Origin of the sequence: Chloroflexus sp., from assembly GCF_034432675.1 — a bacterium.
GTDB lineage: Bacteria > Chloroflexota > Chloroflexia > Chloroflexales > Chloroflexaceae > Chloroflexus.
The window spans coordinates 1-12,628 of the sequence record NZ_DAOUBI010000214.1 but is presented as its reverse complement, the minus strand read 5'-3'; the positions used below and the strand labels follow the sequence as shown (position 1 = coordinate 12,628).

Annotated in this window: 8 protein-coding genes; 3 read left to right on the top strand and 5 right to left on the bottom strand. The window is 57.8% G+C overall.

Features of this window, described 5'->3' with window-relative positions:
* Window positions 1–434: 434 nt before the first annotated feature.
* Window positions 435–1,532, bottom strand: coding sequence for a 4-hydroxyphenylpyruvate dioxygenase (hppD, locus tag VAE55_RS15995; RefSeq protein WP_322816729.1), 1,098 nt, complete (start codon window positions 1,530–1,532; stop codon window positions 435–437).
* Between the two features lie 100 nt (window positions 1,533–1,632).
* Window positions 1,633–2,445 (bottom strand): TrmB family transcriptional regulator, encoded by an 813-nt coding sequence (locus tag VAE55_RS15990; RefSeq protein ID WP_322816728.1) that lies wholly within the window; start codon window positions 2,443–2,445, stop codon window positions 1,633–1,635.
* A 136-nt stretch (window positions 2,446–2,581) separates the two neighbouring features.
* On the opposite strand from VAE55_RS15990, the gene VAE55_RS15985 reads away from it, so the two are divergent.
* Complete coding sequence (locus tag VAE55_RS15985) at window positions 2,582–4,381, top strand: histidine kinase N-terminal 7TM domain-containing protein (protein WP_322816727.1); 1,800 nt, start codon at window positions 2,582–2,584, stop codon at window positions 4,379–4,381.
* 149 nt (window positions 4,382–4,530) lie between these two features.
* On the opposite strand, the gene VAE55_RS15980 is transcribed toward VAE55_RS15985, so the two are convergent.
* The 3 genes from VAE55_RS15980 to ptsP are packed head-to-tail and all read right to left on the bottom strand — an operon-like array spanning window position 4,531 to window position 9,430.
* A complete protein-coding gene (locus tag VAE55_RS15980; RefSeq protein WP_322816726.1) occupies window positions 4,531–5,973 on the bottom strand; it encodes a fructose-specific PTS transporter subunit EIIC in 1,443 nt (480 codons plus the stop codon).
* A 29-nt stretch (window positions 5,974–6,002) separates the two neighbouring features.
* The gene (gene pfkB, locus VAE55_RS15975) at window positions 6,003–6,971 is read right to left on the bottom strand and encodes a 1-phosphofructokinase (protein ID WP_322816725.1); all 969 of its coding nucleotides are present in this window, start codon (window positions 6,969–6,971) and stop codon (window positions 6,003–6,005) included.
* Entirely contained in the window at window positions 6,968–9,430 is a 2,463-nt protein-coding gene (gene ptsP, locus VAE55_RS15970) for a phosphoenolpyruvate--protein phosphotransferase (protein ID WP_322816724.1), read from the bottom strand. The genes pfkB and ptsP overlap by 4 nt, the downstream gene beginning before the upstream one ends.
* Before the next feature lie 585 nt (window positions 9,431–10,015).
* On the opposite strand from ptsP, the gene VAE55_RS15965 reads away from it, so the two are divergent.
* Both VAE55_RS15965 and VAE55_RS15960 read left to right on the top strand, forming a co-directional pair.
* Window positions 10,016–11,473, top strand: a complete 1,458-nt coding sequence (locus VAE55_RS15965) for an acyl-CoA dehydrogenase family protein (protein ID WP_322816723.1) — start codon at window positions 10,016–10,018, stop codon at window positions 11,471–11,473.
* A gap of 162 nt (window positions 11,474–11,635) precedes the next feature.
* Window positions 11,636–12,433: a DeoR/GlpR family DNA-binding transcription regulator gene (locus VAE55_RS15960; RefSeq protein WP_322816722.1), complete on the top strand. Its 798-nt coding sequence runs from the start codon at window positions 11,636–11,638 to the stop codon at window positions 12,431–12,433.
* Window positions 12,434–12,628 lie beyond the last annotated feature (195 nt).

Sequence of the window (12,628 nt, the reverse complement as noted above, 5' to 3'; positions counted from 1 at the left end):
CTGGGGGGAGGTGTTGTGGGCGTGCTTCTGATCTCCCCCGCTGGGGGAGGTGTTGCGGGCGTGCTTCTGACCTCCCCCGCTGGGGGGAGGTGTTGCGGGCGTGCTCCAGATCTCCCCGCTGGGGGAGGTGTTGCGGGCGTGCTTCTGATCTCCCCGCTGGGGGGAGGTGTTGCGGGCGTGCTTCTGATCTCCCCCGCTGGGGGGAGGTGTTGCGGGCGTGCTCCAGATCTCCCCGCTGGGGGGAGGTGTTGTGGGCGTGCTTCTGATCTCCCCCGCTGGGGGAGGTGTTGCGGGCGTGCTTCTGATCTCCCCGCTGGGGGAGGTGTTACGGGCGTGCTTCTGATCTCCCCGCTGGAGGAGGTGTTGCGGGCATGCTCCTGACCTCCCCCGCTGGGGGAGGTATTGCGGGTGTATTCCCACCCCTTCATAATTCACTACAAATTGCCACGCCGGGCCTGCTCGCGTTCGATGGCCTCGAAGAGCGCCTTGAAATTACCCTTACCGAAGCCTCGGCTACCTTTGCGCTGGATAATCTCGATAAAGAGCGTTGGCCGATCTTGAAGTGGCTGACTGAAGATCTGGAGCAGGTACCCCTCTTCATCACGGTCAACCAGAATCCCCCGCTCCTGGAGGGCCTGCCGGCTCTCGTCGATTTTGCCCACCCGCTCTTCGAGATCATCGTAGTAGGCGTCGGGTACGTGGATGAACGGAATACCGGCAGCGCGCAGTGCATCGACGGTTGCACAGATGTCGCCGGTTGCCAGGGCGATGTGCTGAACACCGGGGCCGCCGTAGTACTCAAGAAACTCTTCGATCTGGCTCTTGCGGCGCCCCTCAGCCGGTTCGTTGATGGGGAACTTGATCCGACCGGTACCGTTTTGCATCACCTTCGACATGAGGGCACTGTACTCGGTGCTGATGTCGTGATCGTCGAAGTGTACCAATTGGTTGAAGCCGAGCACATCACGGTAGTAATTGACCCAACGATTCATGGCCCCCAGTTCCACGTTGCCGACGATATGGTCAATGGCGGCAATACCGGTTTCCGGTACCGGTAGCGGTGTGGTGATCGGCTGGAAACCGGGCATAAATGTTCCCCGGTAGTTTTCGCGCTCGATAAATGAGTGGACGGTGTCGCCATAGGTGGCAATCGTCGCCTTGATAATTCGGCCATGTTCGTCCACATATTCGGTCGGCGCCTGCACCGGAATTCCGCCACGGGCAACCGCTGTTTCATACGCAGTCACCGCATCACGGACACGCAGGGCAATGTCTTTCACCCCATCGCCGTGGTGGGCAATGTGCTGCGCAATCGGGTGATCGGGCAGGAGGGGTGCGGTCAGGACGAAGCGTACATTGCGGCGTTCGAGCACATAACTGGCCCGGTCGCGCACCCCGGTTTCGAGACCGGCGTAGGCAATTGGACGCAGGCCGAGTGTGGTGCGGTAGAAATGGGCAGCCTGGCGAGCATTGCTGACGTAAAACTCAACATAATCAATGCCAAGTAACTCAAGCGGATCGGCGGAGCACATACGGCACCTCCACGTTTAGGGTGATGCGTCCACCCTGGGATTGGTTTGGTTACCCGACACGCCCTGAATGTGGACGCATCACACTCAGTGGCGTGTAACACTAGGTGGGCTGGAACGGTTCGGCATCACTCCAGAGTTGCTCGAACGCACCCTGCAGGAATACGCTGAAGTTGGGATGGGTGACACAGAGTGCGGTGAGACTCAGCGCACCGGTAACGGGATCCTGGAGCGAGAGTAAGGCGATGCGACGGTCGTAGAGATTCACCTTGAGCGGCAGGGTCTCGACCATCCGCGCCTGTTGCCCCCATTCAACGAACTGCGTCACCCAGGCTCGCAAGTCAGGGTTCGCCAGGGCTGACCGTTCGTAGAGTGCGCGATAGCGCACACCGCGACCGAGTGGTTCGGCTACTTCGGCAAAATTGCTTTCCCGGTCACCCAGTAACGGGAGCTTGAAACAGACGCTGATCTCGCGTTCAGCACTCTGCGCCAGGGCCAGGGCGCGCTCGACGACGAGCCGGCGGTCGAGCAGGACATCAACATAATCGAGGGGATCGATCTGTTCATGACCAGCCGTAAAAGCAGGTGTGAGGGTGGTGAGGAGCGTTTGGACGTGTTCAGTCAGTGTAGCCTGTTCGTGCTCGAATTGCCGACGACGCTGCTCGATCAGGGCCGGTAGGGCGATGGCCGGATCGATGGCGACGTAGTGGCGTTGACCGTCGCTGTGACGTTCGATGGCGAGGCCACGTGCGCAAAGTGCGGCCAGTACGTCGTAGATGCGCTGGCGAGGAATGCCGGCACGCACCGCTACCTGCGCCGGGGTGTAGCTCCGACGTTCGAGGAGCGCCAGGTAGGTAGCCGCTTCGTAGCGGTTGAGACCTAACGCCATCAGTTGTTCCTGGATGCGATCAACCATTGATCTGTATCTTATTGTCACCACTTATCAGTGGTGTCTATTATACAGGGTTTCGGATTGGTTGGCAAGTCATGGTATGCTATGCTGTATATTGCGTTTATGATCGTGAATAATCGCAGCGATGAAACCTGTGTTTATGTGGTATTTCACACCCTACATCTTCTTACCACTGGCTGCGGTGCTCCTGGCGTCAGGAGCAATGCGTCTGGCCTGGCCATATCGGCAACTATCAGTGGTAAAGGTCTTCCTTGGCATGATGTTCAGCATAATCTGGTGGTCGCTGTGGCATGCCCTGGAATTGTCGAATGCATCCATTGCCGGTAAGGTGCTGTTGAGCAATATTCAATACATGAGTGTTGTGAGTGTGCCATTACTGTGGCTGTTGTTTGCGTTGTTCTACACTGATCGAGCTCATCTGTTGCCGCGTAGCGTGGTATACAGTTTGATCCTGCTCCAGAGTGGATTTCTGATCGGTGCCTGGACAAATGGGTGGCATTGGTTGATGTGGCCAACGGTGGAATTGACATATACTGCTGGTGGCCTTTGGGTGCTGACCGGGCCGAACGGGCCACTGTGGTATGCCAGTGTTCTGAGCGCCTACGCGATGGTATTTGCCGGTACGGTGTTGATGATCAATCAGGCGATCCGTAGTCAATCCTTCTACCGTTCTCAGGTGATCAGTCTGGTGGTTGGAGCGCTACTCCCCTGGGCAGCAAGTATCCTCTTTGTGACCGGTCTTAGTCCGATCCCCTTTGTTGACCTAACGCCAGTCGCTTTTGCGCTTAGTGGGCTGGCTTTCACGGTGGCGATACAGCGCTATCGTGCATTTGACCTCTTACCGGCGGCGCGTGAGATGATTGTTGATCAGATGCCTGATGCGATTATCGTGCTTGATATGCATGATCGGATCATTGACCTGAATCCGGCAGCACAGGCGATTTTGTCGGTGACGATAGATGTTCTTGGTCAGCCGTTGACACATGGTGCACCACGCTGGTTGATCGAGCAGGTACGTGATCGTTATGAGGGCCAGTTTGAGGTGCAACATACCGGTGAAACGGGGGCAACGACCTACGATTTACGCTGTACTACGTTGCGCAATCGTGATGGCAGGCCGATGGGGCGGATTTTTGTGCTACGCGATATCACTCTCTTTAAGCAGGCAGCACAGGCCTTGCAAGAAGCGAAGGAGGCGGCTGAAGCGGCCAGTCAGGCGAAGAGTGCCTTCCTGTCAACGATGAGTCACGAATTGCGTACACCCCTGACGGCGATTTTGGGCTACAGTGAGTTTTTACGCGAGGATTTGTCAAACCGGGGTCTGCATACACAGACATCCGACCTTGACCGGATCATTACGGCCGGACGACATTTGTTGACGCTAATTAGCGATATTCTTGATTACGCTCGCCTGGAAGCGAATGCGGTGACTATTCACCCAGAGCCGGTTCACATGTCCACGCTGATCCATGAAGTTGTGATGACGTTGCAGGGACTGGCGAAGCAGGGGCAAAATACTATCACCGTTACGATAGAACCAGACCTGCCACCGGTGGTGGCCGATCCGGTACGTTTACGCCAGGTGTTGTTGAACCTGGTTGGCAATGCCTGTAAGTTTACCGAGCAGGGTGAGATTCGTGTTCACTGTTACCGTTCAACCATAGATGAGATTCAGATTGATGTGAGTGATACGGGGATCGGTATTGCTGCCGATCAGCTCCAGCACCTGTTCAAGCCATTTGTGCAGGTAGATAGTGGTCCGACCAGACGCTACGGTGGTACCGGGTTGGGGCTGGCCATCAGCCAGCGATTGTGTCAGGTAATGAAAGGCGCGATCTCAGCAACGAGTGAACCGGACCGTGGTTCGACCTTTCGTGTGCGTTTGCCGATCACAAGTGTGCCGCCTGCACCACGTGAAGTTTCACAAGAAGAGTGCTAGGGATGTGTCGCTGACACAGATGCGCTCCGGTGCGACGGGTAATCTATTGAGGATGAATTCAGTAGTCACACTTGGAGTGCGGAAGCCTGGCTTCCGCACTCCCGGTTGCTGCAACGATTGAGTTGCGTGTATAACGCAGTTTGCGATGACTAATCAGCCGTCCCCCGCACTGCTGCCGTTGTTGGTGCTTCGGCAGTATTCAGTGGTCGCTTGAGCACATAGAGCATCGCTGCGGTTACCAGGGTACCGACCAGGATGGCGACGATGTACATCGGCAGGTTGCCGACAGCATTCGGAATAGGCAGCACGAAGATGCCACCGTGTGGCACAGCCAGCGTTGCCCCGAAGAGCATCGAGAGCGCACCGGCTACTGCCGACCCAACCATAATCGAAGGAATGACGCGGAAGGGGTCTTTGGCCGCGAAGGGAATGGCACCTTCGGTGATGAAGGAGATGCCGAGTACGGCAGCGGCCTTGCCCGCCTCACGCTCTTCGTCAGAGAAGCGATCTTTGAATAGCAGGGTCGCCAGTGCCAGGCCGAGCGGTGGGGTCATACCGGCAGCCATCACGGCTGCCATCGGCGTCGTGACTTGCGAGGCCAGTAGTCCGGTGGCGAAGGTGTAGGCAGCTTTGTTGACCGGGCCACCCATATCGAAGGCCATCATCGCACCCAGGATCAGGCCGAGGATTAGCGCACTGCTCTGCTCCATACTTTGCAGCCAGGCCGTTAAGGCATTGAGGGCTGAACTCACCGGCTGGCCGATCACGTAGACCATCAGCAGACCGACGAATAGTGAGCTGAGCAGCGGCAGGATCAGTACCGGCTTCAGGCCGGCCAGTGTTTTGGGCAGGTTGAGGTTCTGGTTGAGCCATTGCGTCGCGTAACCGGCGATGAACCCGGCCAGGATACCGCCGAGGAAGCCGGAACCGGTGGAAGAGGCCAGCATGCCACCGATCATGCCGGGGGCCAGACCGGGCCGATCTGCGATGGAGAAGGCGATGAAGCCGGCGAGGATGGGTACCATCAGCGCGAAGGCCGATGGGGCACCGATCTGGAACAATGCCCAGCCCAGCGTGCCACGGTTCGCATCTTCGTAGACGTAGATACCGCCGAAGGCAAATGCCAGAGCAATGAGCAGACCACCGGCTACCACGAACGGGAGCATGTAGCTGACACCGGTCATCAGATGCTTGTACGGGCCGGCTACGCCTGATGCGCGGGCCGCCTTTGCCGCCGCTACCTGATCAACCAGATCGGATCGTGCCCCCGCCGATACTGCTTTGGTGGTGGCCTGGGCAAGTGCTGCCTTCACCACGCCTGCCCCGTCGTGAATTGCTGCTTTCGTGCTGGTTTCGTAAATCCGCTTGCCGGCAAACCGACTCAGATCGACTTTGGTGTCGGCGGCAATGATCACCACCTCGGCAGCGGCAATATCAGCCGCCGTCAGCGTATTTTCGGCGCCAACCGACCCCTGTGTCTCGACCTTGATCGTGTGGCCGAGACTCTCTGCTCCCCGTTGTAGCCCCTCCGCCGCCATAAAGGTATGCGCGATACCGGTGGGACATGACGTAATTGCGACAATGACCGCCATGGTTCTCCTCCCTTTGCTCCTTATAACTTCTATTGATCAACAGGCGTCACGGTCGTGACAGCCGGATCAACCACGGTAACGGTAACTTTTGCTGCCAGCGCGATCAGTTCAGCGCGTGGCGGCAGGTGGGCCCCAATCGAACCGAGCGCCGCCAGTGAAAAGGCTGTTGCGCGACGAGCGATCTCGGTTAGCGATAGTCCTTCAACGAGGCCGGCAATGGTGCCGGCGACCATTGCATCCCCGGCACCGACTGTACTCCGCACGGTGACCGATGGCGGGATTGCGTGCAGTAATTGCGTTCCATCGCTAAAGATCGCACCCTGCGCACCCATAGATACAATTGCCAGCCCCACTCCCATCTGATTGATCCGGCGCGCCGCATTGCCCACTGCTTCCAACCCTTCACCATCGAGCAGATCGATCTGGCGTAGCTCATCAAGGTTGGGTTTCACCAGTGAAGGTTGGGCTTGCAGACCGGCAATTAGGGCCGACCCGCTGACATCAAGGGCAACGTTGCAGTTAAAACTGCGGAGACGGGCAACCAGGTTGGGAATGAATTCAACCGGTACGCCAGGCGGTAACTTGCCGGCCAGTACAAACCATTCATGAGTAACTGCCAGTTCATCGATCACGTCGATCAGGATGTTCAGGGCAGCAGGTGGTGGCGGCAAACCAGGGAGATTAATATCAGTCGTTTGCTGGTTCGCTTCATCAACGATTTTTACCCCGATCCGGGTCGCACCCGGCACCCGGACAAACCGGTCGGTGATACCTTTGGCTGCAAAATGACGCTCAAAGATATGGGGATTTTCGGCACCGAGTAAGCCCGTGGCGGTAACTGAAAGGCCATAATCGGCCAGAAAGGATGCGACATTGACTCCTTTGCCGCCAGCATCGCGTTGCATGGCACGCGCCTGGTTCACGGTGTTTAATTGAAAATGATTGATGAAGACAGTCTGATCAATAGCTGGATTAAGGGTAATGGTAGCGATGTTCATAGTGCGCGCACCTCCGCTGCATTACGACACGCCAGTGCTCGTCGCGCCAGATTACGCAGATCAACGGCATTCAGACTGCGCAGGTGCGCTTTGATGGTCGCGACACTGGGAATACTGACGCTCAGCTCTTGTACTCCTAAACCGACCAGAATCGCTGCGCCGAGCGGATCGCTGGCAATTCCACCACAAACACCTACCCAACGCCCGGCACCGGCTGCGCCTTCGACGGTGCGGGCAATTGTGCGGAGCACAGCTGGATGTAGGCTATCGGCCTGGCGGGCCAGGTCTGGATGCAGGCGATCCATCGCCAGGACGTACTGTGTCAAATCGTTGGTACCGATGGAGAAGAAATCGACCTCTTGCGCCAGCACGTCGGCCAGCATTGCTGCCGATGGCACCTCAACCATAATCCCGATCTCGACCGGTGGCGCATTGAGTTCGGCACGAATGCGCTCGGCAATTGCCTTGGCCTGTTGTACCTCTTCCAGCGTAGCGACCATCGGAAACATGATCTTGAGTGGGCCGTGCATAGCGGCGCGGTAGATGGCGCGTAATTGCGGCTCGAACAGATCAGGTCGGCGCAGGCAGAGGCGTAATCCACGAATGCCCAGGAACGAATTGTCTTCCCGTGCAATGTTGAGATAGGGTGCCTCTTTGTCGCCCCCAATGTCGAGGGTGCGAATGATCAGCGGACGCCCATTCATCGCCTCAACCATTGCCCGATACGCCTGATACTGTTCTTCTTCGTCGGGAGCACTATCGCGTTCGAGGAATAGAAACTCGGTACGCATTAAGCCAACCCCGTCGGCCCCGTTTTCTAGTGCACGTGCGACATCAGCGATCCGGTTGACGTTGGCAGTAACTTCGATATGGACACCATCGCGGGTAATGGCCGGCTGATGACGTGTGGCGAAGGCTACCGCCTGTTCCTGATCGAGACCGGCCCGCAAGGCATGCGCTGCTTCAACATCGGCGGCTGATGGTCGCAGATAGAGCCGGCCACTATAGCCATCGAGAATTGCCGGCGTACTATCTTCAATATTGAGGACGGCGTTACCGGCGGCGACGATGGCCGGTAGGCCGAGTGAACGGGCAATAATCGCGGTGTGTGACGTTGGACCACCGAGCGCCGTACAAAGCCCCAGCACACTGTCGGGATCGAGCATGGCCGTGTCAGAAGGGGTCAGGTCATCGGCTACCAGAATTGCCGGTTCGGCCAGACTGATGAACGGCATCTCGCCCAGACCGAGTAAGTGGCGCAACACCCGCTGGCCAACATCGTTTAGATCGACGGCGCGCCCTGCCAGTACCGGGTCATCAAGCTTGTCAAGCTGGGTAACCCGGGTCGCGATGGTCTGTTGCCAGGCCCAGGCCGCACTGTGCCCGTCGAAAATCCGGCTGACAGTTTCGCGGATCAATGCAGGGTCGGTCAGCAATTCGGCGTGTGCCCGGAAGATTGCGGCGCGAGATGAGCCAAGCCGACGGCTGACTTCCCCTGCTACCAGCTCAAGTTCGCTACGCGCCTCGGCAATTGCCCGTTCAAGTGCTGCCGCCTCCGTGACACGATCGGTGGGATTATCGGTAACGACTAGCGGTGTCCGGCGGTAGTGGCGGACTGGCCCAACCGCCAGCCCCTCGGCGGCGGCAATGCCATTGATGGTGGTAGCGACGTGCTGCGGTTCCCATCCGCGATAGGTCACTTGCGGACGATTGGCCGTGTCTTCGGAAACCGGTTCCTCACCCATACCACTCTCAACCAGGGCCTTGAGCGCGGCTAATGCCGCCGGAGCATTGGTCCCCTGAGCAGAAATGGTGATGCTGGCACCACTACTCACCCCCAGTTGCAACAGACTCAAGAGGCTCTTACCGTCGGCAACCGCATCGCCGTAACGGACGCGTACCGCGGCCTGAAAGCGTCTGGCCGTTTCGACAAAGGCGGTTGCCGGACGGGTGTGCAGGCCGGTTGGATTGTGAATGACTACCTGAATCGCGTGATTGTAGTCACCGGGAGATTGTGGGGGGGCCAAGGGACGGGTACCGGTCAGTGCTTCGACAATATCGGCGGGATCACGAGTCTGGCATAGCCGTTCGACCAGCGTCGTATCGCCGAGCACACGGGTCAGGCGGCGTAGAATGTCAATATGCTCGTTGGAACGGGCGGCAATACCGACAATAAAACGGGCAGTTTCACCTACATTCCACGTGACGCCGTTGGGAACTTGCAAGACAGCAATGCCAGTTTCAATGATGAGGTCGCGGTCTTCCGGTTTGCCGTGCGGAATAGCGATTCCATTACCGAGGAAGGTATTGGCCAGCGCTTCACGGGCCAGCATACTCTCGATATACGCAGGTTGAATATGGCCGGCCTCAACCAGCACCTGCCCAACCTGGCGAATCGCCTCTGCTTTCGAGGTCGCGGTCGCGCCGATGCGCACACTCGTGGCGGTTAGCTTTACCATAAGAGCACTCCCCTGTGCAGCAGCCTGCCTGGCTGCCCGAACCTGTTCTTCGCTTCGTTGCGGTAAATCGACAACCTATTGCGCAAGGAGGGCAGAGGGTGCGGGTGCCGTTGCCGATTTCACCAGACTATCGGGTTGATGACGAGTCAGACGTTGTTGTTCGATGGCACCATCATATCATATATTTTCTTTTTGTCAATATATATTTTTGTTTTTGCTATGATTTGGTTTTCGTTTGATTTTCTTTGTGGTCGCTCGTCGGGCGGCATGTCCTGGTAGCACTGCCGGGTCAGGCGAGAGCGATGGAGGCGCCGAATATTGATGTTTCCGGCTGAACCCACCCCTACGGACGTTGCCGGTGCCCAATCAGATTGCCTTCGCGATGGATGATTGATGATGTCGTCGCGATGGAAAAAATCGGAGGTGGCGGAAGGGTTTGTGTTGGATCGCGTGCTGTGCATAGTATTGCATTGGTATGACACAGAGCGCAGACAATCACATCATCACTCTGTGCCCTCTGTGTCTCTGTAGTGCATCACCCATCGTACTGCCAGATTTGCTATAATTCCAGCAGAGGTGATGACTATGGAACAGCATATCTTTTCGCCACTGGCGTTTTTGCGTCACCAGTTGGCCGATCTCGCTCAACCAGACTATCTGGAAGCGTATCAGGCATGGTGGGAACACGAGGGGAAACCGGTCTCGGCGGCCATTGATCGGGCGGGGACACCCTGGCTGCGAATGTTTGATCGTCATGGACAACGGGTCGATGAGATTCTCTACCCTGCTGAATACTGGCGTATGGTGCGGCAGGGCTACCAAAGCGGTGTGATCTGGCGGGTCTTTACCGAAACCTCACTCGTGCCGCACTACCTGTTGGGCTATCTTACCGCTTTTTACGATGCCGGTCTCTACTGCCCGTATACCGTGTCACTTTCAACCGCAGTGCCGCTGGCAAAGTATGGGACGGAAGCATTGAAAGCCCGGTTTTTGCCGTTGCTGCTGCGCCAGGACGCAACGGTCTGGCAGGGGGCAACCTGGATGACTGAGATCGGTGGCGGCTCTGATCTGGGGGCGACCGTGGCGACTATCGCGGTTGCTGAGGATGGACACTGGTACCTGAGTGGTGATAAGTATTTTGCCAGTAATGTCGGTGCCGAACTGGCAGTAGTCGCTGCCCGCTTCGCCACCGGTCCGGCAGATATTCGTGGTCTGGGCCTGTTTCTCGTCCCCCGCTATCGCGCCGATGGCAGTCTCAACTACACCATTCGCCGCCTGAAAGACAAGATCGGTACGCGCGCGGTACCCACCGGTGAAGTAGAATTGCGTCGCAGCGAAGCCTATTTGTTGGGGCGGGCGGAATGGGGTATCTACCTCATTCTGGAGACCCTGAACCTCTCACGGGTGGCAAACAGTGTGGGGAGTGTCGCGCTGGCCCAGCGTGCGCTGGCCGAAGCAGTGAGTTTTGCGCACCAGCGCCGGGCTTTCGGTAAGCCGATAGCCGCCCACCCCTTGCTCCGGCGTCAGATTGAGGAACGGATTGTCGAACTGGAAGCTGCCTTTGCGCTGGCCTGGGAAGCGGTTTGCCTGCTCGAACAAGTCTGGCAGGTGACACCGCCCTATCCAGAACAGTACCACCTCTTTCGTTTGCTTGCGCATCTCTCCAAGTACTGGACGGCTGAATTCGCGGTGCAGACGGCAAAGTGGGGGATGGAGGTTCACGGCGGGATTGGGACGCTCGCCGAGTACAATGCCGAGCGCTGGTTGCGCGATGCAATGATTCTGCCGATCTGGGAGGGAACACCGCACCGTCAGATTCTGGACGGCCTGGAAGTGATGGAGCGCAAAGGGGCGCATCGGATGCTCTTGCACTATCTGGCTGCTGATGCCCCAACGCAGGCTTTAACCGACATGCAGCATCGGATCGAGACCCATCTCGCCCTTCCCCAGGAAGAGAAAGAAGCCGGGGCCGAGAGCCTCTTCCATGATCTGGCTTTGCTGACGGCACACACCCTGCGCGAACGCCGGCTGGCCAGGCGGTAATGGTGGCGTGCGCCGGTGATCAGGTTATGGGTGCCCTGTCTGTTGCCCATCTGCAGCGGGTTGTGTGTTCACGTGCCGGCGAACACTCTTGACGGGCTTCATGCCGACAACGTACAATACCAACGTAAACAAACGAAACTTTATGCAACTGGAGATACATGCATGCAGCCCGACGAGAGCACGATTGGAGAACGCAGCCCCCTAATGCTCGACCGGCGAACCCGCATTGCCGAACTCGTGCGGCAGCGTGGTTCAGTGCGGGTCAATGAGCTGGCCGATATTTTCGGTGTGACGCCGGTCACGATTCGTAACGATCTGGCTGTACTCGAACGTGAGGGGGTGCTGGTACGCGATCACGGCGGTGCCGTCGCTTTGCCGGCGACCAGTGCGTTGATCGCGTTCGAGCAACGGGCCAGTATTCGGCTTGAGGCAAAGGTGCGCATCGGGGCGGCGGCGGCACAATTTGTGCAACCCGGTGATACCATTCTGCTCGATGCCGGAACGACGGTGGTTGAGATGGTGAAGCATCTGCGTCAGCGGACGCCGCTGACGGTGGTGACCAACGCCTTGAATGTGGTCATCGAGTTACGTCATCTCAACGATGTACAGGTCTGGATGCTGGGAGGTACGGTCAACTACGCCACGTTCGGCACTCTCGGCCCGCTGGTTGAACAAAGCCTGGGTGATCTGGTCGTCGAGAAGCTCTTTTTGGCCGCCGAGTCGGTCGACTCTACGTATGGTGTGACCGATTCGACCAGCGAGATTGCCCATACCAAGCGCGCATTGGCGCGGGCTGCGCGGCGGATTATCCTGCTCGCCGATTCGAGTAAGTGGCAGCGGCGTGGATTTATCAAGGTGCTACCCTTAGAAGCAATTGAGACGATTATCACCGATACCGATCTGCCGGAAACCGAGCTACGTCGGTTAGAGATGGCCGGCGTGCGCGTGGTGCTAGTGTGAAGTGCCTGTCCATGCCGAAGGGGAGTCACCTACACCGGTAGGGATCGACGATCATCGGCGCGCCTCATTAGAACTTATTTCATAAAAATCTGTACTGGTGCGCTCTGATAACCATCTCCAGTGCCATCACGCGCTGAATTGATTGCCTTGCTCGCTCATCATCCGCGTGGTGCGTAGTTTGGAGTGCGGCAGCCA